Raw genomic sequence first — 23,925 nt, 5'->3', positions numbered from 1 at the left:
CCCCGGCGCGCCGGTACGGCCAGGTCACCCGCCCAGCAGGGGGTACGGACCGGTCCGGCCAGGGATCATGGGCCCGTGGGCAAGCCTGTCGAGCAGCGCGTCTTCACCCGCGAGGACCGCCGGCGCTACCGCGACAAGGTGCGGGGCAACCTGGACGCGCTCGCGCGGATGCTCGCCGAGGACCGCTTCGCCGACGAGTCGCCGATGACCGGGCTCGAGGTCGAGCTCAACCTCGTCGACGCCGACGGGCGGCCGGCCATGCGCAACGGCGAGGTGCTGGCGCAGATCGCCGACCCGTCGTTCCAGACCGAGCTCGGCCGGTTCACGATCGAGGTCAACGTCCCGCCGCGCCGGCTCGACGGGCGCAGCGCCGCCGACCTGGAGGCCCAGCTGCGCGAGGTGCTGAACCGCGCGGACGAGCGGGCGGGGGTCACCGGTGCCCGCATCGTCACGGTCGGTGTCCTGCCGACGCTGGGGGAGCGGGACGCGAGCCGCGCGTCGCTGTCGGACGACTCGCGCTACGCCCTGCTCGACGAGCAGATCCTGCTCTCCCGCGGGGAGGACATCGAGCTCGCCATCACGGGTCCCGAGCAGCTGAGCGCCCTCGCGGACTCGATCGCGCCGGAGGCCGCCTGCACCAGCGCCCAGGTGCACGTCCAGGTGCGCCCCGAGGCGTTCGCGGGCACCTGGAACGCCGCCCAGGCGGTGAGCGGGGTCCAGCTCGCGCTGGGGGCGAACTCGCCGTACCTCTTCGGCCGCCAGCTCTGGGCCGAGACGCGGATCGCGCTGTTCCAGCAGGCGACGGACACCCGCAGCGAGGAGCTCAAGGCGCAGGGGGTGCGGCCGCGCGTGTGGTTCGGGGAGCGCTGGATCACCTCGATCTTCGACCTGTTCGAGGAGAACGTCCGCTACTTCCCCGCGCTGCTGCCCGTGTGCGACGACGAGGACCCCCAGGCGGTGCTGAACGAGGGAGGCGCGCCCCAGCTGGCCGAGCTCTCCCTGCTCAACGGCACGGTCTACCGCTGGAACCGCCCTGTCTACGCCGTCGCGGACGGCGAGCCGCACCTGCGCGTCGAGAACCGCGTGCTGCCGGCCGGTCCGACCGTCGCCGACATGGTCGCCAACGCGCTCTTCTTCCACGGGGTCACGCGGGTGCTCGCCGAGGCGGAGCGGCCGGTCTGGTCGCGGATGCCGTTCGCGGTCGCCGAGGACAACTTCCTGCGCGGCGCGCGCGAGGGCATCGAGGCCTCGGTGACCTGGCCGGGGATGGGCCGGCTGAAGGCGACCGACCTCGTGCTGCGCCACCTGCTGCCGCTCGCCCACGACGGGCTCGACCGCTTCTGCGTCGACCCGACGCTGCGCGACCACTACCTCGGGATCATCGAGGCGCGCTGCACCTCACGCCGCAACGGCGCGGTGTGGCAGGTGGAGGAGGTACGCGCCGGTGAGGCCCGCGGGCTCGACCGGGCGGAGGCGCTGCGCGCCATGACCCTGCGCTACGCCGAGCTCATGCACTCGAACGAGCCCGTCCACACGTGGGAGGTCAGCGGCGGTTGAGGTCGCGCGCGCTCGCCTGGTCGCGCGGCATCAGGTCGAGCCGGGCCACGACGACGTGCGCGGGCCGGGTGACCGCCCAGGTGATCGCCTCGGCGACGTCCCCTGCGGTCAGCGGCGTCACCCCCTGGTAGACGCCGGCCGCGCGCTCCTCGTCGCCGCTGAAGCGGACCTTGGAGAACTCGGTCTCGACCATGCCGGGCGCGACCTCCAGGACGCGTACGGGCTCGCCGAGGAGCTCCACCCGCAGCGTGTCGACGACTGCCGCGGCCGCGTGCTTCACCGCGGTGTAGCCGCCGCCGCCCGGGTACGTCTGGTGCCCGGCGACGCTCGTCACCACGGCGATGCGCCCGTCGCCGGAGGCGCGCAGCGCGGGCAGGAACGCCCGCACCGTGCGCGCGACGCCGGTGACGTTGGCGTCGTACATCCAGCGCCACTGCTCCTCGTCGAAGCCCTCGACGGGGTCGAGCCCGAGCGCACCGCCGGCGTTGGCGATGACGACCTCGACGGCGTCGTGGCCGGCCGCGAACTCCTGCACCGACGCCGTGCTCGTGACGTCGAGCGGGCGGGCCTCGACGCTGACGCCGGCCGCCCGCGCCTTCTCCGCGACCTCGGCCAGGCGGTCCTGCCGCCGGGCGCCGAGGAGGAGGTCGAAGCCCGCCTCCGCCAGCGCGTACGCCGTCGCCTCGCCGATGCCGCTGCTCGCGCCCGTCACCACCGCTGTCGCCATGCCGCCGAGGCTACCGACCCCCGGCGCGCCGCCCGCGCGGGCCCAGCGGAGGATGGGGCGATGAGCAGCGAGCACGCCCCCACTGCCACGGCCATGCGCCGCGCCCTGCGCCGCGCCCGGGACGGCGTGACCCTGGACGCCGCGGAGGGTGCGGTGCTGCTGCAGGCGCGGGGCGCCGACCTCGAGGAGCTGTGCGTCTCGGCCTCCCGCGTCCGCGACGCGGGGCTGGCGGCCGCCGGGCGGCCGGGGGTCGTGACGTACTCGCGCAAGGTCTTCATCCCGCTGACGCGCCTGTGCCGCGACCGCTGCCACTACTGCACCTTCGTCACGGTGCCGGGCGTGCTGCGCCGCGAGGGGCACGGCATGTTCCTCACGCCGGACGAGGTCCTCGACATCGCCCGGCAGGGCGCGGCGATGGGCTGCAAGGAGGCGCTGTTCACGCTGGGCGACCGGCCGGAGGACCGCTGGCCGGAGGCGCGGGAGTGGCTCGACGCGCACGGCTACGACGACACCCTCGCCTACGTCCGCGCGATGGCGGTGCGGGTGCTGGAGGAGACCGGGCTGCTGCCGCACCTCAACCCGGGCGTGCTGTCCTGGACGGACTTCCAGCGGCTCAAGCCGGTCGCGCCGTCGATGGGCATGATGCTCGAGACCGTCGCAGAGCGGCTGTGGTCGGAGCCCGGCGGCCCGCACTACGGCTCCCCGGACAAGGAACCCGCTGTGCGCGTGCGGGTCCTCGAGGACGCCGGCCGGACGACCGTGCCGTTCACGACCGGGCTGCTGCTCGGCATCGGGGAGACCTTCGAGGAGCGGGCCGAGGGGATCCTCGCAATACGCCGTGTCGCGCGGCAGTACGGCGGCATCCAGGAGGTGATCCTGCAGAACTTCCGGGCCAAGAGCGGGACCGCGATGGCCGCGACGGAGGACGCCTCCCTGCAGGAGCTCGCGGCGACGATCGCGGTCGCCCGGCTCGTCCTCGGCCCGGCGGTCCACCTGCAGGCGCCCCCGAACCTCGTCGACGACGAGTACGCCCTGATGCTGCGCGCCGGCATCGACGACTGGGGCGGCATCTCGCCGCTCACGCCGGACCACGTCAACCCCGAGCGGCCGTGGCCGCAGATCGACGAGCTCGCCGAGCGCTGCCGTGAGCTCGGGTTCGAGCTGCGCGAGCGGCTCACGGTCTACCCCGAGTACGTCCGCCACGGCGAGCCGTGGATCGACCCGCGGGTGCTGCCGCACGTCCGTGCCCTCGCCCTGCCGGACGGCCTCGCGGACGAGAAGGCCGTCGTGGCAGGGCGTCCGTGGCAGGAGCCGGACCAGCCGCTGACCTCGGCGGGGCGTACGGACCTGCACCGCGAGATCGACGAGTCGGGGCGCACCGACGACCGCCGCACCGACTTCGACGAGGTCTACGGCGACTGGGAGTCGCTGCGCGACAGCGTCGCCAGCGCGCGGGTGCCCGAGCGGCTGCCGGCCGACGTCCGCGAGGCGCTCTCCGTTGCCGCGGACGACCCGACCCGGCTGAGCGACGCGCAAGCGCTCACGCTGCTCGAGGCCGACGGCGAGCCGCTCGACGTGCTGGCGCGCATCGCGGACGACCTCCGCCGCGCGGTCGTCGGCGACGAGGTGACCTACTGCGTCACGCGGAACATCAACTTCACCAACGTCTGCTACACCGGCTGCCGGTTCTGCGCGTTCGCCCAGCGGCGGACCGACGCCGACGCGTACACCCTGTCACTGGAGCAGGTCGCCGAGCGTGCGGCGCAGGCGTGGGACGTCGGCGCGACCGAGGTCTGCATGCAGGGCGGGATCCACCCCGATCTGCCTGGCACGGCGTACTTCGACATCGCGAAGGCGGTGAAGGAGCGCGTGCCCGGCATCCACGTGCATGCGTTCTCGCCGATGGAGGTGGCGAACGGCGCGACCCGTACGGGCATGAGCATCCGCGACTGGTTGCAGCAGGCCAAGGAGTCCGGCCTGGACAGCATCCCCGGCACTGCAGCGGAGATCCTCGACGACGAGGTCCGGTGGGTGCTGACGAAGGGCAAGCTGCCGACGTCCGTGTGGGTCGAGGTCGTGCGGACCGCGCACGAGCTCGGGATCCGCTCGTCCTCGACGATGATGTACGGCCACGTCGACGCCCCGCACCACTGGCTCGGGCACCTGCGCCTGCTGGCCCAGCTGCAGCAGGAGACCGGTGGCTTCACGGAGTTCGTGACGCTGCCCTTCGTCCACCTCAACGCGCCGGTCTACCTCGCGGGGATCGCCCGTGCCGGCGCCACTCCTCGGGAGAACCGCGCCATCACCGCGATGGCCCGGCTGCTGCTGCACCCGTGGATCCCCAACATCCAGACCTCGTGGGTGAAGCTCGGCTCCGAGGGTGCGGCGCAGATGCTGCAGTCAGGCGCGAACGACCTCGGCGGCACGCTGATGGAGGAGACGATCTCGCGCATGGCCGGGTCGTCGTACGGGTCCTACAAGAGCGTCCGCGACCTCGAGGCGGTCGCGGCGGCCGCCGGGCGTCCGGCCCGCCAGCGCACCACGACGTACGGCGTGGTGCCGGAGGAGCGGCGCGAGGCGGCCCTGCGCTCCGACGGGCACCTGCCGGTTCTGCTGCCCGTGGTGTAGCCCCCGAGATCTGCATGATCACGGGGAGGGGGCGCCCCAGGATCTGCATGATCACGGGGAGGGGGCGCCCGAGATCTGCATGATCACGGGGGAGGGGCGGGTCAGACGAGGGTGAGCTGCTCGCCCTGCCGCGCCCGTCCCTGGGCCAGCAGGGCGCGCTCGTGCCCCGTCCGCCAGGCGGTCGTGACGCGGCGGCCGACGCCGTGGCGCGTCGCGAGGTCGGTGACCTGCTGGGCGATGCGCGCCTGGTAGGCCTTCGGGGCGTAGGAGCCGGCGACGTACATCGCCTGGTAGCGCGGCACGAGGTCCGGGTGCGTCGCCTGCAGCCACTGCATCCACCACTCGCGGGCGCCGGGGCGCAGGTGGAGCGTCAACGGGGTGACGTAGTCGGCGCCGGACTCGGCGATGGCGCGGACCGTCGCCTCGAGCTGTTGCGGCGAGTCGGTGAGCCAGGGCAGCACGGGCGCCATGAGCACGCCCGTGCGGATGCCCGCCTCCCGCAGCTTCGCGAGCGTCTCGAGCCGGCGGGTGGGCGGCGGGGTCCCGGGCTCGACGGTGCGCCACACCTCGTCGTCGACGGAGCCGACGCTGACCGCGACCGAGACGTCGGTGACGTCCGCAGCCGCGGTGAGCACGTCGAGGTCGCGGGCCACCAGCGCGCTCTTGGTGAGGATCGAGAACGGCGTCCGCGCCGCGGTCAGCGCCTGCAGGACCTGCCGGGTCAGCTGGTAGCGGCCCTCGGCACGCTGGTACGGGTCGGTGTTCGTGACGAGTGGCAAGGTACATACTCACGAGGGTGCGGAGCAAGGAGGACACAGTGCGGACAGCGATCTACTGCCGGATCAGCCAGGACAGGGACGGCTCTGAGGCGGGGGTGACCCGTCAGGAGGAGGACTGTCGTGCCCTGGCAGCGGAGCGCGGCTGGGAGGTCGTGGAGGTCTACACCGACAACGACGTGTCCGCCTCCAGCCTCAGCCGGAAGCCTCGGGTGCGCTACGAGCAGATGTTGGAGGACGCCCGCAACGGGCGCTTCGAGGCGGTCACCTTCTACTCCAACTCCCGGCTCACGAGACGGCCAAGGGAGTGGGAGCAGGTCATTGAGCTGGCACAAAAGCACAAGATCAGGTTGGCCTCCGTCAAGAGCGGTGCCGCCGACCTAACGACGGCGGACGGCAGGGCCGTAGCCCGCACCATCGCCGCATGGGACGCCGCAGAGGCCGAGCGGACGGGAGAGAGGGTCAGTCGAGCGCACGAGCAGCGCCGCGCCCAGGGGAGGGCGCACGGCGGACACCACGTCTTTGGCTACCTCAAGCCTGACGCCTCGCAGGGCATCGGTTACACGACACACATTGACCCGGAAGCCCAGGCTGCGATACGTCAAGCGGCGGAGATTGCCGTTCTTGAGGGAAGCCTGACCAGCATTCAGAAGGCTTGGAACGCCGCTGGCGTCCTCACGGTGAATAGCGGTCCGTGGAACAGTCTGCGCAGCATCCAGCGAGTCCTGATGAACCCACGGATTGCCGGTCTGGTGGCCCACAAGGGGGAAGTGGTCGGGGAGGGTGACTGGCCCGCCGTCATTGACCGGCCAACCTGGGAGGCCATGTGCACGGCTATTGCGCCTAAGAAGGGCGGGCCAGGGTCACACAACGCTCGGAAGTATCTCTTGAGCGGCTATGTATTCTGTGGCTCTTGCGGACACCGCATGGAAGCCGCCGAGTCGTCGGGCACCTACAGCAAGGGCAAGCGCGCTGGCACCCGTTGGACCGTCAACCGGTACGCCTGCTATTCCAGCACTGGCGGTTGCGGCAAGGTCACCCGGAATAAGACTTGGCTTGAGACGTACGTGAAGGCACTGGTTGGCAGGGCCCTCCAGGACGCTCCTCCCAGGGAGCATGCCGTGAGTGGAGCAGACCACTCCGCCGAGATTGCCCGACTTGAGGCCGACATTGCGGCTACGCGCGCAGACATGCTGTCCGGCGCCGTGCCGAGGGCCGACGGCTTCGCCTACGTGACCGCCTGCCGTGCGCGAGTGGTGGAGCTTCAGCGAGAGCAGGCGCAGTGGGCCCGAGCAGCCATTGAGCAGAGTGCCCGACCCCCACTGGAGGTCTGGCAGGACGAGCGCCCAGAGACCCTGGAGGCGCGACGGGCGATCCTGGGCACCGTCGTGCGCAGCGTGGAGGTTCTGCCGCTCCCACGCGGCTTCTGGACGGCGGACAACCTGCCCCTGGACTCCGTGAGGGTCCACACCGCTTGACTGTGCCGCGTTAGTTAGGTTGACCCCCGTGGACACCGGGGCTACCTTCGCCTCGGTCCACGGGAACGTGCGACCACACCAGCGAACCGAGAGGACACGGCGTAGCCGTTAGTCAGACCGCTCAGGCCACAGTGCCCGAGCAAGCCCGGACAGCCGTCACGGCTGGATCGGACCGCAAGACCCTGAAGGACCTTGAGCCGTGGGCGGACGCCTGGGCAGCCGACCACTGGCACCCGTCGTCGGAGACCTGGGATCGGCTCTACCGCCTGGCGGCGCTAGCCCCGGCTTCAGTCGTTCGAGGGCCGAATCTCAATCTCGGCACGGACCAGCCGCTTGGTCTCGCTGCCCTCGTGCAGGACGTAGGGCCCATCGGAGAAGTCCTCCGTGACGTCATCGAGCCGCAGGTGTCCATCCCTAACGAGAGTGTCCAAGTCCTCAGCAGACAGGACCAGGCGGACAAGCGCGCCCTCGGCGCGACCCTCAAGAGCAACACGGGAAGCCATGCGCAGCAGCCTAGCGGGCTGCTCTCCGCCAGCACCAAGGCCGCAGCATGAGGCCCAGCACGATCATCCATGAGTCCTGGACCTGCGGTTGGCGCGCAGGACGCAACCCTCTGGCTGAGCCCCCACGGGACAAGGCTGAGGCGGACGCCTGGCTGCGCTACATGCAAACCTTCGGCACCAAGAACCCCGCCGCACGCAAGCTCTGGCGCGACATGCACGCGCGGTTCCTTCGGGACCTTGAGGCAGCAGCGAATGACTGAGCGGCTTCTGGTCCGGGACGTGAACCTCTACAACCGACTCCTCCGAGGACACAGCGGCCTCAAGGTGGGTCCTCGCGCCGTTTGCCAGGTCCATTGCGCCCGGGCCACATATCGAGGGAAGAGCGGGGGAGTGGTCTTTCCGTTCAGCATCAAAACCCTCTCCGATGAAGTCGGCCTCAATGAGAAATCCGCCCGGGACAATCGTCGGATTGCTATTGACTCGGGCTGGCTCACTAGTCTGGGTAGCGACACCTGGAAGCGCGAGCGCTTGGCTCTGTCGATTCCTTTCGACAAGTGGAAGGAGTTTCAGGACTGTCCGGGAACGGCTGAGATTGCGCACGGGGAGTGCGGCCATTGGAAGGGCAAGTCAGAGCTGGGCACCCTGGTGGTACCCCCTCAGAGCGCCCCCTATGGGGCGCCCAGGGATCCTTGGGCTGAGCTTGAGTACTACCCCCCGAGCGGCTACTACGGCGGCGCAGACGCGGGGCTAGCTCCCTACTAGGGGCACCCCTGGCACGGTAGAAAGCTCCACGTCTGCGGAAGAAGATGCCGTGGATCACGAAGAATGTATACCCATACTCTGTCTATCTCTGTTGCCACTCTGTTGAGTGGCTATAGAGAGTAGAGAAGCACGAGCACCGAAGAGTGCTCGGCTTGAGAACTAAGGCACAGAGGTAAGCCAGACTCCTCGGAACAGACTGGCGTCAGTTCCTCGGAGTTAGAGAACTGGTGAAGGAATGACAATCACCCCGTGAAGGGGTGATGGTCAATGCAGTATCAGCCCAGGGATGAAGACAGCCCCGCAAAGGGCTGCCAGAGAGCTGATAGCCAGAGAAAGCCCTAGGAACGCCTCAGCGGCCATTGAAGCCGCTGGGGCTACTCCTGGGCCCCCGAAGGGCACAAGGCGCTTAGAAACGATTCTGAGGCTTCTCAGAGGCATCTGAGCGTCATATGGGGAAGGGGGGTGTGAAACCTTGACGGTTTCACCTCTCCCAGACCTGGACCTAGCCAAATTGGCACGGCCGCAGATTGATGAACTTTTATCCGGTTTCTGGTTGTGTTTTTGGTGTTTGCTGTTCATTGTGAGCGAGTTCAACTGAATGAGAAGGAGAGACATGCGGGGGACCATCTATTGCGAGCACTGCGGACGCCTTTGGGCGCAGTGCCCGGAGGCCCAGGAGCGAGACGCGGCTCAGTGGGTTGCGAGAGTCGCCCGGAGAGGACCGATCCCAGGCGTACCGAGGCGCCAGGCGACCGAGCATGACGCGCGGAGGCCAGTGAATAAGGCGGACGCCATTTCAGCGGGTCTCTTCAAGCTGGACGGCGAGTGACGGAAGCGGCGTCGATTGCCCGTGACATACCTCACACGGCTCTGTTGTCCTACTTTTGCTCCTAGGACAGCTCTTCTATAGTGAGGGGTTTTCTTCCCTCCGCAACACACAGAGGAGAAGGACCATGCCATTCCTTGAGCGTCATCAGTGCCAGCAGTGCGATTCGTTCTTCACCCGGACCTATGGGCTCCGGGGTCGCAAGCCGCGCTACTGCGGCGAGTCCTGCCGCGCCAAGGCGGAGCACGCTCGCATCGTGGCCCGCCTGGTGGCCGATGGGAAGCTCGTTGAGGTTCCCGCGTGACCGACGTGGCTGCTGCGCTGGACCGGATCACCCGGACTCAGCGACAGGCCCTCCTGTCGGCCTTCACGGGCCTCAGGGACGCCAATGCCACCAAGGATGAGCCGTACGCCGCTCTGTGGTCAGAGCTGGCCTGGGCAGTCCATGAGGCTGCCCGCCGCGAGGCAGTGAGCCTCAAGGCGCTTGAGCGGGAGGTTGCTCCCATCCGCGCCGTCGCCGTCACGTTCGAGGACGGCCCTGCTCAGCCGCTCTACGGAGTGCTGGGTTACCCGGACCGCTAACGGTCCGATCTTGATTGTCCTGGCGTGAAGCCGCGTCAGGTCTTGCTGGTCCGCAGAACACGGGTTGGGGAGAGCCGGGTGGCGTCCTAAGGGGCGCTGCCCGTTCTTCATTTCTACCGGTCCTAGGACCGGCGCCAACCCCGTTCAATTCAGCCCGCTAGCGCTTCCGGCTAGTGGGCTTTCTGCTGTCCAGAAGGACCCACATTGTTCAACATTGACGCCTTCGAGGCGCTTATTGAGAAGGCCCGCAGCGAGCAGCGCGGGCTTGCCCCGACCGAGCTTGCCGCTGTCCTGACTTCGCTCCGGTCTGAGACGCGTAACGAGGTTCTGGCCGCTATCAACGCTCCTGGTCTTGAGGACCAGCACATTGAGCGCCGGGACGCGCTTGAGGCTATTGTCCTCAGCGCTGTTGAGAAGTCTAACGAGGGCGCTTCGTCCGCCGTGACTGAGCGGCGTTCCCGAGTTCTTCACGCCGCCGCTAACGCGGTGCCTGGCGATGAGAACCGCTCTCTGATTCCTGGGACGAGCGAGCTGCGGGCCCTCATTGCAGAGGGCACCAACCCGGCCGGTGGTTACACCGTTCCCACCGAGACGGCCCATGAGCTGATTGGCAAGCTTGCCGCCGCGTCTGTTTTCCTCCGTGCCCCGGGGCTTCAGGTCCGCCGCTTCACCGGTGGCAGTTTCCTGATTCCTCAGGTGCAGAGTTCTTCGGCTCCCGGCGTTGTTGCCGAGGGTGCAAGCATCACCGAGGGAACGCTTTCCTTCGGCGCGCAGACGTTCAAGCCCATTAAGTACGCGAGCCTCTACCGAGCGTCCTCGGAGATCCTTGAGGATGCTTCGGTGGACCTGCGCAACGAGATTGCGCACATTATGACTCGTGACGTTGGTAGCGCGGTTGACGTGGACGCCTTCGGCGCGGGCAACGGCACTACGGCCCTCAAGGGCCTCACTGCTGCCAGTCAGGGCACCACAACCAACTTCAGCACCGGCCACACCGCGATTACGTGGACGGACATTCTGAACTCCGTCACCGACATTGAGGCGACTGGCGCTAGCGCTACTGTCGTCTGGGCATCCCCGGATCAGGCCAAGCCGCTGCGCGCGACTCAGACCACCACGGGTGAGTTCATCATTGGCAGCCCGACCACGACGCCCACCGACCGCGCCGCTGGCCTTCCGCTCCTCGTGAGCGCGAACCTCCCCGCGCGTACGGTCATCGTGGCTGACGCCAGTCGCATCTACGTCGGCGTTCGTCGTGACGTGAATATCGCCTACAGCGCCGATGCCTTCTTCGGCGCGGACAGCCTTGGCCTTCGCCTGACGTACCGCCTCGCCGGTATCAACGTCGCTGAGGCCACCAGCGTCCAGATTCTCAAGGCTTCCGCCTCGTAACAACTTCTAGCGGCCCTCGGCCGGGGTGTCTTACAGGGACCTCCACCCGACAGAGGGGCTTAGCCCGCTAGTGAGCTGCTGCGCCGCGTCATCCCTCACTGCTGCGTTCCGCCCGGTACACCGGAGTTCACAGTGAGGCGGCTCAGCCGCTCTTTGGCCCCCTGGCCCGCCGATTCTCTCAATCTCGGCCGGGTCGGGGGGCCTTTTTGTCGTTCCCCGTGACTTCTGAACCCAAGGCAATCCACATGGCTGATTCCTCTCAAACCCTGCGCGTCGTCATCGTCGGTGACGCCAAGTCCGTCCAGCGTGCCTTCAGCGGAACCTCCGCTAGCGCCGCTAAGACCGAAGCTGCACTCAAGCGTCTCTCTGCTCGCACCGCTGCGGTCGGGACGGCGTTTGGGGTTATGGGTGGCCTTGCAGCGGCCTCGCTGGCACGCATGGCGGTTAACGGAGCCAAGGCTGGCTTCACGCTGGCTGAGAAGCTTGAGCAGGCGCGCATTGGCTTTACGACCCTTCTGGGGTCGGCCAAGGCTGCCGACACCATGCTCAACAACCTGAAGAACTTTGCCAAGACCACGCCGTTTGAGTTCCCCGAGCTGGTCACTCAGGCTAACCGCCTGCTGGCGATGGGCTTTGCCTCCAAGCAGATCATTCCCCTGCTGACCAATGCCGGTAACGCTGTTGCCGCTGTTGGTGGCAATGGCGAGACGCTGGACCGCGTGACTCTGGCTCTGGGTCAGATCAACACCAAGGGTCACGTCATGGCTCAGGAGATGAACCAGCTCACCGAGGCTGGCATCCCCGCCTGGCAGATGCTTGCCGACAAGCTCGGGACGAATGTCGCCGGGGCGATGGACAAGGTCACCAAGCGCCAGGTGGACAGCAAGACCGCTATGGATGCCTTCATGTCCGGCATGGAGAAGTCCTACGGCGGCATGATGGACAAGCAGTCGCACACCGTCCAGGGCATGATTTCGAATATCAAGGACGCCTCTGGCCTGGCTGCTGCCAACATCGTCACGGCATTCTTCCCGGCTATCAAGGTGGTCCTCAACAAGTTCGTTGACCTCACGAGCTGGATTAGCAACAAGACCCCTGCCGCTATCAACAAGGTCAAGGGCGAGTTCGAGAAGCTGAAGCGTTCTCTCAAGGAGAACCTTCCTAGCATCGACCTCAGCAAGCTCTTCAAGACGGGCAAGGCTGACGCTAGCGCCGGTAAGGCGTTCGTCCAGCCGATCCTTGACTCTCTCGGGAATGCTGGCAGTGCAGTGACAGAGAAGGTCAAGACCTGGCGTCAGCCGGTCATGGACGCCTTCTCGCAAATCAAGATGGACGTTACGCCGATCCTGCACAGCATGGCGGTAGGCATCCGAGACGGTGCCAAGACGCTCATTGACGCCTTCACGGCGGGTGTGCAGACGGGCGATTGGGGTCCGCTGGGTCAGGCTATTGGCACTGCCATTGGGACCACGCTGAAGGCTTCGGCTGACCTGGCTACCGTCCTCCTGGGCTGGGTGAAGCAGGTCGATTGGGTGGGTGTCGGTATTGCCGCTGGCAAGGTCGCGCTTCCGTTCGTCATCGGTCTCGCGTCCGGGCTTCTGGCGTTCGACCCCAAGGCCCTCTTCTCGCAGCTTGCGGCGCATTGGGAGCTTGTCCTGGTGGCGGGGCTATCCATCGCCTTTGCCCCGGCGAAGATTGCCGGTGCTCTTGGTGAGGTGCTGGCCCGCGTTCCGCTGGCCGGTGGCCTGCTGAAGTGGGGTGTTGAGGCCCTTCAGAAGTTCGGGGATGGACTGGAGTCCGCCGCTGTCCGGGTCCTGGGCAACCTGGGTAAGGGCTTCGCTCGCAGCTTCACCAAGATTGGCACTGACTCCGCTGGGTCTATCAGCGGCATGATCGTGAGCATTGTCAAGTATCTTGCCGAACTGCCGATCCGGGCTGACAAGGCGCTCCTCACGCTTCAGTTCGCGGGAGCTAGAGCAATCGTGAACTTCGGCCGAGCGATGCTAGACCGTGCTCCTACGGCCGTGGGCGACGTGCTGGGCACCATCAACCGCCTGCTCATCAATGGCGGGGTGAAGATCGCCAAGCTCCTGGTAGACGCCGGACGCAACGTGATTGAACTCTTCCTCAACGCGATGACGGGGAAGTTTGCTGGCGTGAGTGCCAGTATTCAGGCGCTGGGTGCTCTCATCAAGAACGCTGCGGCTGACTTTGGGAGCCTGCTGGTTGACGCTGGGGTGAACCTGGTTCGTGGGCTTGTTCGTGGAGTCACCAGCTCGGCGAGTTTCGTCAAGGACGCCATGAAGGGTCTTGCCTCCACGGCCAAGAACACCTTTACCTCGTTCCTTGGCATCCACTCGCCGTCGCGAGTCTTTGCTGAGTACGGTGACAACACGGTTGAGGGTTACGCGGCTGGCGTCAAGCGCACTACACCCAAGGCTGTGGCTGCTGTTGCCGCTCTCGCTCGCTCGGTCTCGGATGCCATGAAGCGCTTTGAGACTGACCTCTTCAACAAGGACAGCAACGGGATTGTTGCCAACCTTGTGGGGGACACGTCTGGCATCAAGGATCAGGCACTCAACCTGGCTACCTCTGTCCTTGGGCTTCCGGCGGACCTCGGCTCCGAGCGGAGCGGTCTCAACCAGAAGGTCACCGACGCCAGCACGGCCAATGCCAATGCGGTCAAGGCGTCCACTGAGGCGGTGCTCAAGCGCACCGAGGCCATGAAGAAGTACCAAGCCGCCGTGAAGGCCCTTCAGACGGCCCAGGAGGCCCCCGTGAGGGCCGACAAGAAGGGCTCCACCGCCAAGAGCGAGGAGGCCAAGGCGAAGGCTGAGGCTGCCGCACAGAAGCGCGTAACGGCTGCCTGGAACTCCCTGCACGACGCCCAGGAGCGAGCAAGGAACGCAGCGGGCAAGGTCACAAGCAGTGGCAAGGCGCTCAGCAAGGCGAAGGACGACCTCAACGCGTACGACGCCGCGACCGCAAAGGCCCGTGATCCGAAGAATATTGAGGCGGCGCGCCAGGCTATCGCTGTTGCTAATCAGAAGTTGCAGGACCTTGCGAAGCAGCGGGACGACGTTGCTACGAAGCTGAAGGCGGCGCAGGACAACCTGAGCAGCGCCCTCGGCTACGCCAGCCAGGTCAGTGGCAACCTGGCTGGTCTCGGGAACCTCACGGGCCTCCTGGATGGGTCCACGGACGCCGACGGTAATCCTACGGGTGACAACACTGCGGCTGGTCTCGGAAAGAGGCTGGGGGACAAGCTGGCTCAGGTCAAGGGCTTTGCGTCCAACGTGAAGGACTTGCTGAGCAAGGGTCTCAACAAGCAGTCGCTCCAGGATATTGTGGCTGCCGGTGCGGACACGGGCGGGCAGGTCGCTCAGGCGCTTCTGAACTCCCCTGGCTCTATCGGAGATATCAACTCCATGCAGAGCCAGATTCAAGGAATCAGTGACGATCTGGGGAAGTCCCTGGCTGACAGCTTCTACGCCGTCGGTGGGCAGACTGCCGATCAGTACGCGGCTGGCCTCCAGGTGCAGTTTGACAGCCTTCAGACGCAGATGCAGACCGTTGCTGACGGTCTGGTGACCTCGTTGCAAACTGCTCTTGGTCTGGACGCCGAGGGGGATAACCCGCTCAAGGTGCTGGGCGAGCAGGCGGGGGCAGCGTTTGTTGACGGTTTCACCGATGCCGTGGCGAACGGCACGGCCACCAAGACGCTGACGACCAAGCCGAAGGCCACGGCTTCGGGGAAGAACTTCTTCGACACGGCTCTTGCGGGCGGCATCACGACCATTGTGAATGTGGCCGGGAGCGTCATCAGTGAGCGGGACCTTGCCGCTACCATTACGAAGCACCAGGCGACTACCGCCCGGCGCTCGGGACGAGCGGCCTAAGAGGCAACCTGGCTTGCGCTTAGGTTGACTCCTACGTTAGACACAAGATTGCCCCTGTGGTTGGGCCTGGCGACTATCACTCGTCAGGACTCCGGCCACAGGGGCGCTTCTTGTGTTTCTGGCGTCAGGGCTACCGCTGCCTGGGGATGAGACCGAAGAGGTGACTCCAGGTCTCGTCCGTCGGGCGGAAGTTGTCGGCCACCCACTGCTCAGCCCATGCGTTCACGTCTGGCGCGGGCACCCGCTCGAGTTCGGGCGTCCCGTCCTCCACCCAGAGCACGTCCGTTCCCTCGGGGATGAACTCCCAGGCACCCTCCAGGGCTGCGCGAGAGACGGGGTGCCGAACGTCCAGCGTGAAGGTCTCGCCCTCCTGCCAGAGCGCTACGCCAGGCACGTCGTAGTGCAGGACGGGGGCGGTGGTTGTGCTTGTCATGCTGCTTCCTCTCGGTAACCAGGCGGTCGCCTTGAGCGCCTGGGTCCTGCATGGGACCACGGCGAGTGGGACGACACACCTAGACCGGGAGAACCTGGTCCCTTCTGACTACCTCGGCTGGCTAGTATGTGCGCTGCCGCTCGTCGTCCCGAGCGCGACGTGGTCACCGGACCAGGACGGCTTCTGCAGCTCGCGCGCCAGCACCTCGGCGACGTTGACCTTGACGACGATCTTCGAGTCGAAGTCGGCACCGCTGTCGAGGTCGAGGTACTCGTGGGTCTTGCGGGCGAAGCAGTAGACGCAGGCGTGCGTGCACCCGCGGTAGGGGTTGACGGTCCAGCGGAACGGCACCCGGCTCGCCGCGGGGACGCGGTTGAGCGCCGAGCGCGCGGTCACCTCGAAGAACGTCATGCCGCGGAACTCCGGGGTGTCGAAGGTCCGCGCCACCGCGCCCCTCGGCAGCAGCGGCAGCGCCGCGCTCGTGGCCTCCATGTCGAGGCGCTGGCTGTCCCATCGCACCCGACCATTCGACCACATGTTCGAGCCGGGCGTCACGACCGGCGCGCGGTCCGCTCCTGCAGCAGGGCACCGAGCCGCTCGACCGTCCCCGTCATGCCCCGCGCCGACGCCGCCGCGAGCACCGCCTCGAGCTCGGCCCGGTCGCCGCCACGGAGGCCGCCGGCGTCCTCCGCGGCCCATGCCAGCGCGTACGCCCGGGCGTGGACCTCCGCGCTGCCGCCGCCCTCCCGCCGGGCCAGGGCGAGCGCGTCGGCCAGGTGCTCGCCGGCCGCGGCACGGTCGCCCTCGAGCCGGGCGAGCCGGGCGAGCGCGAGGGAGACCGGCCCCACCGTCCCGATCTGGCCGAGGGTGGCGAGCAGGCCGGCGAGCGGGGCGAGCCGGGCGCGCAGCGGGGGCGCCAGGTCGGCCCGCTCGAGGTCCGCGACGACGTGGGCCAGCAGCGCGAGCCGCCCGTGCGAGGTCCAGACCTCCGGTTCGGGCCAGTGCACCTCCGCGGCGAGCGCCTCCTCGCCGCCCGGCCGTCCAGCGGCGGCGTCGGCGACCGCGCGGGTCCATCGCGCGACGACCGGGTTGTGCGGGACGTCGCCGGACGCCGCGGCCAGCGTGCCCCGGTCCCACGCGAGCACGAGCGCCGCGAGCTCGAAGGTCCCCGCCTGCTGCAGCTCCGTGCGCCGGTGCGCGGCCTCCGCCTCGTCGTAGAGCCGGGACGCCTCCGCGAGGTCGCCCCGCCACTGGGCGAGGCAGGCCCGGGCCCAGCCGAGCTGGACTCGGTTCACCGGCAGGCGCAGCACCTCGCTGCGCAGGCTCCCCGCGCTGATGTGCTCGGCGGCCTCCGCGGTGCGCCCGAGGTTCATGCACGCCATCGTCAGCAGGTTGTGCCGCAGCACCTCGTCGACGTCCTGCTGCTCGTGGGGCAGCGTGCGGAGGCGCTCGAGCAGCTCCACCGACTCCGCCGAGCGGCTCGCGACCCCGGCGTACGTCAGCGTCCTCCCGAGCAGCGCGTCGGCCAGCACGTCGGCGTCGCCCGTCGCCTCGGCCAGCGCGAGCGCGCGGGCGCTGAGCCCGTCCGGGACGGAGGGGTCGGGGTCGTAGCAGTGCCCGATCGCGGTCACGGCGAGGACCCGGGCCCGGGCGGCGGGGTCGTCGGCGAGCAGGCCGTCGAGCCCGCGCAGGGTCGCGAGCAGGGGCGCGGGGTCCGAGCCGTAGACCGGCCAGGGCCACGAGCCGGAGACGCGCAGGAGGTTCGCCGCGAGCCGCCCGACGGAGGCGGTCCTCCCGGCGCGCAGCGCGGTGACGAGCTCGGCGTCGAGCACGTCGAGCACGGCCTGCCCGCGTCCGGAGCGGGTCAGTGCCGTGAGCTCCGCCGCGACCAGCTCGTCGCGCTCGGCGGGGTCGGCGCCGAGCAGGAGCTCGTGCGCCTCCACCGCGCTGCGCCACCAGCCGGCCGCGGCCTCGGGCTGGCCCTGCTGCTCCGCCGTACGGGCCGCGTCGCGAGCCGCGGCCAGCACCTCGGCCGCGTCGGCCAGCGCGCCCGCCGCGCGCAGGTGCCCGGCGCGGCGCAGGGCCCGGTCCCCGCGGACGCCGCCGTGCGCCGCCGCGGCCGCCGCGAGGTGGAGGCGCTGGCGGCGCAGGGCCGGCACCGACGCGGCCACCTCGTCGCGGAACAGCGCGTGGGTGAAGGCGTAGCCGCCGCTGGCGGCCGAGTGGACGAGGACCTCGGCGGTGGCGGCCGCGTCGAGCGCGTCGGCGGCGCTCGTCACGTCGCTGCCGAGGACCTCCGCGAGCAGCCGCACGTCGAGCGGGTCCCCGAGGACGGCCGCCACGCGGAGTGCCTCGAGCACGGGCTCGGGCAGCTCGGCCAGCCGGCGGGCGAGCACCGGGCGGACGGCATCGGGCACTGCGCCCTCCGGGTCGGCGGAGGCGAGCTTCGCGTACTCCTGGGCGAACAGCGGCACCCCGCCCGTGACGGCCGTCAGCGCCGCGGTCTCGGCCGCGTCGGGGCGGCGACCGCGTACCTGCTCGACCAGGTCGGCCACGTCCGGCGCGGTCAGCGGCGAGAGGGCCAGGTGGACGCTGCCGGGGTGGCGGGCGGCGCGCGCGAGCACCCGCTCGAGCCGCGGGTCCCCGACGCCCGGGCGCGCGGTCAGCACGACGGCGAGCCCGGGCCGCTCGACCTCGTCGGCGAGCAGGCCGAGCAGCCGCAGCGTGCTCGGGTCCGCCCAGTGCACGTCGTCGACGAGCAGCAGCAGCGGGCCCTCGGCGACGGCGGCGAGGACGAGGTCGCGGACCTGCTCCAGCACGGCGTAGCGCGCGGTCGCAGGGTCGGCGGTGCCCGGCGCCGACAGGACGGTCGCGGGGTCGGCGCCGAGGTCGCGGACGACCTGGCGCAGCGGCCACCACGCGGGGACGGCGTCGTCGTCCGGGCAGCGCCCCTGGGCGACGCGGCCGCCGCCCGCTCGCCAGAGCTCCACCGCCTCCTCGGCCAGGCGCGTCTTGCCGATGCCGGGCCGCCCGGACAGGACGACCCAGGCGCACCCGGTGCCGCGGGCCGCGTCGAGCGCGGCGCGCACCTGCTCCCGCTCCGCCTCCCGCCCGACGAGACCGGAGCGCGGAGCGGGCACGACGGCCACCGGCGCGGCGGTCGTCCCGGGCCCGGGCCAGCCGGCTGGCCCGGGGTCCTGGCGCAGGAGGGCGCCCTGCAGGTCGCGCAGCGGGCCGCCGACCTCGAGCCCGAGCTCCTCGTCGAGCGCCGTCGCGTGGTCGCGGTACGCGGTGAGCGCCTCCGCGGTCCGGCCCGCCCGGTGCAGCGCGACCAGCAGCAGCCAGACCGCCCGCTCGTCCAACGGGCACTCGGCCACCAGCGCGCGCGCCTGGGCGACCGCCTGGGCCACGTCACCCAGCCCGAGCAGCCCGGTCGTGAGGTCGTGCAGCAGCCCGGCGCGCCGCTCCAGCCACGAGCCGGTGACGAGGCGGACGGCCTCGGTGTCGGCGTACTCCTCGAGGTACGGGCCGCGCCACTCGCGCAGCGCCGCCTCTCCCCGGTCGACCGCCGTGCGCCAGTCGCGCTCCTCGACGGCCCGGCGGGCCGCGCGCACGCCCTCCTGGAAGCGGACCGCGTCGAGCTGTCCGGGAACGACGTCGATGAGGTAGCCGCTGCCCGAGCGCACGAGCGGGGAGGGCGTGTCCGGGGAGTCGCGCACCACCTGGCGCAGGCGGGACACCAGGGCGTACAGGCTGGAGGTGATCTGGGGCGAGGCGTCCTCGCCCCAGATCTCGTGCACCAGCCGGTCCGAGCTCACGACCGAGCCGGTCTCGTGCAGGAGCAGCGCCAGCAGGGCGCGCTGCTTCGGCGGACCGAGCGGGAGGGGCTGGCCGTCCTGCTCGACCTGGAGGCGGCCGAGCAGGCGGAAGTCCAGCACGCTCCCGGATCCTGCCAGTCCTCGGGCGCTCACGCCGGGGTTCGCGTGGACGCGGCCAGGCGCTCCCGCGACTCGACGGCGAGCTCCTGGGCCGTCTGCAGCGTGCGCCCGACCAGCCGCCCGTAGCGCTTGCGCAGGCGGCCGGCGACGAGGACGGTGTCGACGTCCGCGGTGTCGGCGTACGCCGTGACGGCGACCATCGGGTCCGGCACGCCGGCCAGGCGCGGGCTGTCGGCGCGGAGCAGGACGATGTCGGCCTGCTTGCCCGGGGTCAGCGAGCCGACCCGGTCGGCGAGCCCCGCATTGGCCGCGCCGCCGAGTGTGGCCATGCGCAGCAGCCGCTCGGGCGTCAGCGCGTCGGTCTCCGCCTGCTCGCCGGCCGCGCGCCGCCGCCACGCCTCGGCGCGGTAGCGGGACTGCAGCACCTGCATCTCGGCGAACATGCTCAGCGCGTAGCTGATCTCGTTGTCGCCGCTGAGCCCGACCTCGCCGCGGCAGGCGAGCGCGGCCTCGACGGGCGCGACCGCCGAGCCGAGCCCGAACGCCGCGTCCGAGCGGGGGCAGAGGTTGACCGCCGCCCCCGACTCTGCGACGAGGCGCCAGACCGCCTCGGGCAGGTCGTAGCAGTGGTTGAACGCGTGCCGCTCCCCGAGCAGGCCGGACGCCGCGAGCGCGCCCATGACCGCGGTCAGGTCCGGCGTGTGCGGGCCGAGCTCGGTCGACACCCAGAGCCCTGCCTCGGCCGCCGCTCGCCACAGGCGGTCCGAGGGGTGGACGCCGAAGGCGCGGACGCCCACGAGGGGCGTGCTCGTCGACTCGCGCAGCCGGGCCGCGAGCGCGACGACGCCGTCGTCGGGGGAGCCGAACGGCGCACCGACGGCCGCGACCCCGCGCAGGCCGGCGTCGGTGAGCGCCTGGACGCCGGCGACCGCGTGCTCGAGGGTGAGGGCGTTGTGCGCGTTGTCGACGACGGTGGTGATGCCAGCGTCGAGCGCGGAGACGGCCGTGGCGAGGGTGCCGGCGTAGACGTCGTCCGGGGAGTAGCGCGGGCCGGCCCCGAACGCCGTGAGGCCGAGGTAGCCGCCGAAGTCGACGACTGGTCCGCTGCCGCGCAGCTGGCCCTCCCAGGCGTGGACGTGGGCGTCGACGAAGCCGGGGAGCGCGATCATCCCGGTGGCGTCGATGACGGTCGCGCCGGCGGCCGAGAGGTCGGTGCCGACCGCGAGGATCCGCTCGCCCTCGACGAGCACGTCCCCGCGGGGCAGCACGCCGAGCTCCGGGTCGACGGTGAGCACGGTGGCGCCGCGGACCAGCACCCGGGAGGTGTCGGGGGACGCGGTCGGGAGGGGGAGGGAGGGGCTGGGGGTGGTGGGCATGGCGGGCTCCAGGGGTCCGGCGCGGGGCGCCTCGATCGGGACGTGCCCAGCGTCCGCGCCGGGTCTTGGCGCGCCCTTGCAGGAACCTGCGGCCCCGCCGCTAGCCTCCGCGGATGGACGTCGGCTACTCCGGTACGCCCCTCGCCCGCAAGCTCGGCATCCGCGCGGGGTCGCGGGTCCTGCTGGCCGGCGCGCCCGCCGGGTTCGTGGTGCCCGACCTGCCCGACGGGACCGTCGTGCACCGCAGGGCGGGGAGCGGGGACTACGACGTGGTGCTGGCGTTCGTCGTGCAGCAGGTCGAGCTGGCGCGCGCGCTGGAACGGCTCCCGGCGCGGCTGAGCACCGCCGGCGGCCTCTGGCTCTGCTGGCCCAAGCGGAGCTCCGGCGTCGTGACCGGGCTCGGCGAGGGCGACGTGCGCGCCGCGGGCCTCGCCTCAGGGCTGGTGGACAACAAGGTCTGCGCCGTCGACGCGACGTGGTCAGGGCTGCGCTTCGTCCGTCGCCTCGCCGACCGCTGAGGGCACGGGGTCCCAGCCCCGCCCCCCGCCGGGCCGGCAGCGCCGCAACCGTGCGCGGGCGAGCAGGGTGCCCCGGCGCAGGCCGTGGACCGCGAGGGCGTCCAAGGCGTACGTGCTGCAGGAGGGGGTGTAGCGGCACCGGGCGCCCCACCGGAGTGACGTGCGCTCCTGGTAGGCGCGGACGGCAGTGGCGGCGAGGCGGGCCAGCGCGGAGGGGTAGCGGCGCTCGTCCACCACGACGCGGTCCCGCTGTCCGGTGAGCACCGCCCAGGCCGTCAGGACCAGAAGGGGGCCGAGCAGGAAGCCGATGTCGCAGCCGTCGAGGCCGCTGCACGCGTCCAGCAGGCCGCCGTCGTCGCACCCGTCGCACCAGTCGCGGTCCTTGCGCTTCCGGCCCCCGAAGGGGTGCCGAGCGCGGAACCAGGCACGCCCCCAGCAGGAGCGCTCCCGCTCGGCCGGCTGCAGCGCCATGCGCCTCCTCGTCGTCGACGAGCACACCGTAGTGGCGGTCCCGGGGAAGTTCGTGCGACTCGGGGCTCAAGCCCGCGGCCCCGGCGCCGACAAGGTAGTCGTCAGCGTGTGGAAGGCTCCGGAGAAGCAGCGCAGCAGCTCCGGAGCGCGCCAGCTGTCGTTGCTGCGCAGCACCTTCGAGCGCCGGCCCCGACGTACTCGCGTCGTCGGGGCCGGTTGCTGTCCCCTGCGAGACCCGGGAGGCCGCATGCGGCGTACGCCCCTGCTGGCCGCGGCGCTCGTCGCGCTCGCCGTCGTCCCCGCCTCGTCGGCGTCCGCCGTGACCGTCATCGTGCCGCGCCCGCACACCCCGAGCGCCGGCGGCATCGGCTACCCGCACCCCGAGAAGCCGCGCCCGAACTGCGGTGGTGAGCCGGTCGGTGCCCCTGACAGCGCGCAGCTCTCGACGAAGCCGGCGGCCAAGGGCTTCGACCTCACGTGGGCCACGCCCGAGGACACCAACGTCGTGAGCTACCGGGTCACCGCGCTGGACCAGACGCTGCGCGCTGGCCCCGCCCCGAAGCTGCAGTGGTTCACGGTCAAGGTGACGAAGCGCTGCAGCAGCATGGGGTTCAAGCTGCGCGGCCTCAAGACCGGCGTCTACTACGACGTCTGGCTCGACGTGGTCTTCACCCGGCCGTACGACCCGAAGACCACCGTGGACCGCACGGTGGGCCGTTCGGGTGTCATGGTCGCCGGCTAGCTCAGTCCCCGGCGCGAGCGGCCGATCTGCTGGTGTGGACGGCATCTCGGCAGCGGACCAGGCTCCGGGCAGCGCGCAGGTCGCGATGCTCCGCAAGGTGCTGGACAGCGGCAGCGAGCGCATGACGCAGCTGCTCGACGTCCTCCCGAAGCCGGCTCCCGTCCAAGCACGCCCGGGGGAGTGGCTGCTCTAGCGCCAGGGGGAGTCCTGCCTGCTGCGCTGGGCAGGAGGAGCGCATGACCGAGGTGCTCGACCGGGTGCGGCGCTTCGCCGCGGGCCGGGACCTCGCCCTCGCGTACGCCGCCGTCGTCCTCGTCGTCACGGTCGTCATCGCCCTCCAACCGCCGCACGTCACCGAGGAGCTCGTCCTCGACAGCAGCACCAACCTGGCGAACCTGCGCAGCACGCCGCTCCTCGTGCTCGCCGCCTCGGCGTTCGTGACACCGTCGCTCGCCGGGCTGTGGATCCTCGTGCCGCTGGTCTGGGCGTACGGCGCCGCGCAGCGCTGGGTCGGACGGGGCGCCACCGTGGTGGTGGCGGCGTTCGGCCACGTGTTCGCGACCGTGGGCGTCGCGACCCTGCTCGCCGCCGGGATCGCGCAGCACCAGCTCTCCCGGCACCTCGAGCACGAGCCGGACGTCGGCGTGAGCTACGGGCTGGCCGCGGTGCTGGGCCTGCTCACGCTGCGGCTGCGCGGCCGGCGCCGTCGGCTGGCCGTCGTCGGGGGCACGGTCGCCGCCGCGGCGTACGCGCTGGTGTCGCAGACGTTCACCGACCTCGGTCACCTGCTGGCGTGGGGCATCGGGCTCGGCACGGCGCAGGTCGCCGCCGCGGTGCGGCGGGCGGCCGACTGACCGCTGCGCTAGTCGCCCCACATGGCAGGCCGCAGCTCGATGGTGTCGCCGGGCCCGGCGAACCGTGCGGCCAGCGCCTCGGCCCGCTCACGCGTCGCGCAGTCCAGCAGGAAGAAGCCGGCGAGGTGCTCCTTGGACTCGGCGTACGGGCCCTCCGAGACGACGTGAGCGCCGTCCTGCCAGCGGTAGACGGTCGACGATGCGGGCGCGCCGAGCGCCTCGGCGGTGACGAGCTCGCCGGACGCGGAGATCTCGCGCAGCAGCTCGTCGAACGCCGCGGCACCAGCCGCGCGCTGCTCGGGCGACTGCGCCCGGCCCTCCGGGGTGAAGTCGACGGTCGGGTGGCCCCAGGGGGAGGGGGCGGAGTGGATGAGCACGAGGTACTTCACGGGACCTGCCTCCTTCGTGCCGCCCCCGGTGGGCGGCTGCCACGTGGTCGGAGCCGAGGCCCTGTCCTCGACAC

The 23,925-nt window shown here is 70.3% G+C and carries 17 protein-coding genes and 1 pseudogene; 10 read left to right on the top strand and 8 right to left on the bottom strand.

Annotated features, from left to right (window positions below; translation table 11 throughout):
• Positions 1 to 75: 75 nt before the first annotated feature.
• On the top strand, positions 76 to 1,557 hold the full coding sequence (locus EV189_RS18065) for a glutamate-cysteine ligase family protein (protein WP_130494390.1): 1,482 nt from the start codon (positions 76 to 78) through the stop codon (positions 1,555 to 1,557).
• Here the strand turns inward: EV189_RS18065 and EV189_RS18060 are convergent.
• Complete coding sequence (locus EV189_RS18060) at positions 1,544 to 2,284, bottom strand: SDR family NAD(P)-dependent oxidoreductase (RefSeq protein WP_130494389.1); 741 nt, start codon at positions 2,282 to 2,284, stop codon at positions 1,544 to 1,546. The genes EV189_RS18065 and EV189_RS18060 overlap by 14 nt on opposite strands.
• Positions 2,285 to 2,344: 60 nt before the next feature.
• Here EV189_RS18060 and EV189_RS18055 point away from each other — a divergent pair, with 60 nt between their 5' ends.
• Positions 2,345 to 4,912, top strand: coding sequence for a bifunctional FO biosynthesis protein CofGH (locus EV189_RS18055; protein WP_130494388.1), 2,568 nt, complete (start codon positions 2,345 to 2,347; stop codon positions 4,910 to 4,912).
• A gap of 101 nt (positions 4,913 to 5,013) precedes the next feature.
• Here EV189_RS18055 and EV189_RS18050 read toward each other — a convergent pair whose 3' ends face one another.
• On the bottom strand, positions 5,014 to 5,691 hold the full coding sequence (locus EV189_RS18050) for a radical SAM family protein (protein ID WP_130494387.1): 678 nt from the start codon (positions 5,689 to 5,691) through the stop codon (positions 5,014 to 5,016).
• 17 nt (positions 5,692 to 5,708) lie between these two features.
• Between EV189_RS18050 and EV189_RS18045 the strand changes: the two genes are divergently transcribed.
• The 4 genes from EV189_RS18045 to EV189_RS18030 all read left to right on the top strand — a co-directional run bounded on the left by EV189_RS18045 (position 5,709) and on the right by EV189_RS18030 (position 15,130).
• On the top strand, positions 5,709 to 7,166 hold the full coding sequence (locus EV189_RS18045; RefSeq protein ID WP_165400378.1) for a recombinase family protein: 1,458 nt from the start codon (positions 5,709 to 5,711) through the stop codon (positions 7,164 to 7,166).
• A gap of 2,391 nt (positions 7,167 to 9,557) precedes the next feature.
• The gene (locus tag EV189_RS18040; protein ID WP_130494385.1) at positions 9,558 to 9,839 is read left to right on the top strand and encodes a hypothetical protein; all 282 of its coding nucleotides are present in this window, start codon (positions 9,558 to 9,560) and stop codon (positions 9,837 to 9,839) included.
• 204 nt (positions 9,840 to 10,043) lie between these two features.
• A complete protein-coding gene (locus tag EV189_RS18035; RefSeq protein WP_130494384.1) occupies positions 10,044 to 11,231 on the top strand; it encodes a phage major capsid protein in 1,188 nt (395 codons plus the stop codon).
• Between the two features lie 245 nt (positions 11,232 to 11,476).
• A complete protein-coding gene (locus tag EV189_RS18030; protein WP_130494383.1) occupies positions 11,477 to 15,130 on the top strand; it encodes a tape measure protein in 3,654 nt (1,217 codons plus the stop codon).
• Positions 15,131 to 15,260: 130 nt separating this feature from the next.
• Here the strand turns inward: EV189_RS18030 and EV189_RS20370 are convergent, their stop codons facing one another.
• The 4 genes and pseudogenes from EV189_RS20370 to EV189_RS18015 all read right to left on the bottom strand — a co-directional run bounded on the left by EV189_RS20370 (position 15,261) and on the right by EV189_RS18015 (position 20,877).
• A complete protein-coding gene (locus EV189_RS20370) occupies positions 15,261 to 15,563 on the bottom strand; it encodes a hypothetical protein (protein ID WP_165400377.1) in 303 nt (100 codons plus the stop codon).
• A gap of 144 nt (positions 15,564 to 15,707) precedes the next feature.
• Positions 15,708 to 16,082 (bottom strand): annotated as a pseudogene (locus EV189_RS18025) (Rv2578c family radical SAM protein); the annotation flags it as partial.
• 32 nt (positions 16,083 to 16,114) lie between these two features.
• Entirely contained in the window at positions 16,115 to 19,501 is a 3,387-nt protein-coding gene (locus tag EV189_RS18020; protein ID WP_165400376.1) for a BTAD domain-containing putative transcriptional regulator, read from the bottom strand.
• A gap of 29 nt (positions 19,502 to 19,530) precedes the next feature.
• On the bottom strand, positions 19,531 to 20,877 hold the full coding sequence (locus EV189_RS18015) for an amidohydrolase family protein (RefSeq protein ID WP_130494381.1): 1,347 nt from the start codon (positions 20,875 to 20,877) through the stop codon (positions 19,531 to 19,533).
• Between the two features lie 113 nt (positions 20,878 to 20,990).
• Here EV189_RS18015 and EV189_RS18010 point away from each other — a divergent pair, with 113 nt between their 5' ends.
• Positions 20,991 to 21,395, top strand: coding sequence for a DUF3052 family protein (locus tag EV189_RS18010; RefSeq protein WP_130494380.1), 405 nt, complete (start codon positions 20,991 to 20,993; stop codon positions 21,393 to 21,395).
• Here EV189_RS18010 and yidD read toward each other — a convergent pair.
• Positions 21,357 to 21,866, bottom strand: a complete 510-nt coding sequence (gene yidD / locus EV189_RS20825) for a membrane protein insertion efficiency factor YidD (RefSeq protein WP_231116540.1) — start codon at positions 21,864 to 21,866, stop codon at positions 21,357 to 21,359. The genes EV189_RS18010 and yidD overlap by 39 nt on opposite strands.
• A 247-nt stretch (positions 21,867 to 22,113) precedes the next feature.
• Here yidD and EV189_RS18000 point away from each other — a divergent pair, with 247 nt between their 5' ends.
• From EV189_RS18000 to EV189_RS17995, 3 genes are read left to right on the top strand one after another with little or no spacing between them, the layout of a single operon-like run.
• Positions 22,114 to 22,608 carry a hypothetical protein gene (locus EV189_RS18000; RefSeq protein ID WP_130494379.1) on the top strand — a complete coding sequence of 165 codons (495 nt, stop codon included), beginning with the start codon at positions 22,114 to 22,116 and terminating at the stop codon, positions 22,606 to 22,608.
• A 34-nt stretch (positions 22,609 to 22,642) separates the two neighbouring features.
• Positions 22,643 to 22,801 carry a hypothetical protein gene (locus tag EV189_RS20365; protein WP_165400375.1) on the top strand — a complete coding sequence of 53 codons (159 nt, stop codon included), beginning with the start codon at positions 22,643 to 22,645 and terminating at the stop codon, positions 22,799 to 22,801.
• A gap of 43 nt (positions 22,802 to 22,844) precedes the next feature.
• On the top strand, positions 22,845 to 23,462 hold the full coding sequence (locus EV189_RS17995) for a rhomboid-like protein (RefSeq protein WP_130494378.1): 618 nt from the start codon (positions 22,845 to 22,847) through the stop codon (positions 23,460 to 23,462).
• Between the two features lie 8 nt (positions 23,463 to 23,470).
• Here EV189_RS17995 and EV189_RS17990 read toward each other — a convergent pair whose 3' ends face one another.
• Entirely contained in the window at positions 23,471 to 23,851 is a 381-nt protein-coding gene (locus tag EV189_RS17990; RefSeq protein ID WP_130494377.1) for a YciI family protein, read from the bottom strand.
• Positions 23,852 to 23,925: the final 74 nt, after the last annotated feature.

This window comes from Motilibacter rhizosphaerae, from assembly GCF_004216915.1.
GTDB lineage: Bacteria > Actinomycetota > Actinomycetes > Motilibacterales > Motilibacteraceae > Motilibacter > Motilibacter rhizosphaerae.
This window is presented reverse-complemented; position numbering and strand designations above follow the sequence as displayed.

Bases quoted from the DNA above. Each gene is read 5' to 3' on its own strand.
- EV189_RS18055 (WP_130494388.1), top strand. From the start codon at position 2,345: ATGAGCAGCGAGCACGCCCCCACTGCCACGGCCATGCGCCGCGCCCTG.
- EV189_RS18030 (WP_130494383.1), top strand. From the start codon at position 11,477: ATGGCTGATTCCTCTCAAACCCTGCGCGTCGTCATCGTCGGTGACGCC.
- EV189_RS18015 (WP_130494381.1), bottom strand. From the start codon at position 20,877: ATGCCCACCACCCCCAGCCCCTCCCTCCCCCTCCCGACCGCGTCCCCC.
- EV189_RS18000 (WP_130494379.1), top strand. From the start codon at position 22,114: ATGCGGCGTACGCCCCTGCTGGCCGCGGCGCTCGTCGCGCTCGCCGTC.
- EV189_RS18060 (WP_130494389.1), bottom strand. From the start codon at position 2,284: ATGGCGACAGCGGTGGTGACGGGCGCGAGCAGCGGCATCGGCGAGGCG.
- EV189_RS18010 (WP_130494380.1), top strand. From the start codon at position 20,991: ATGGACGTCGGCTACTCCGGTACGCCCCTCGCCCGCAAGCTCGGCATC.
- yidD (WP_231116540.1), bottom strand. From the start codon at position 21,866: ATGGCGCTGCAGCCGGCCGAGCGGGAGCGCTCCTGCTGGGGGCGTGCC.
- EV189_RS17995 (WP_130494378.1), top strand. From the start codon at position 22,845: ATGACCGAGGTGCTCGACCGGGTGCGGCGCTTCGCCGCGGGCCGGGAC.
- EV189_RS20370 (WP_165400377.1), bottom strand. From the start codon at position 15,563: ATGACAAGCACAACCACCGCCCCCGTCCTGCACTACGACGTGCCTGGC.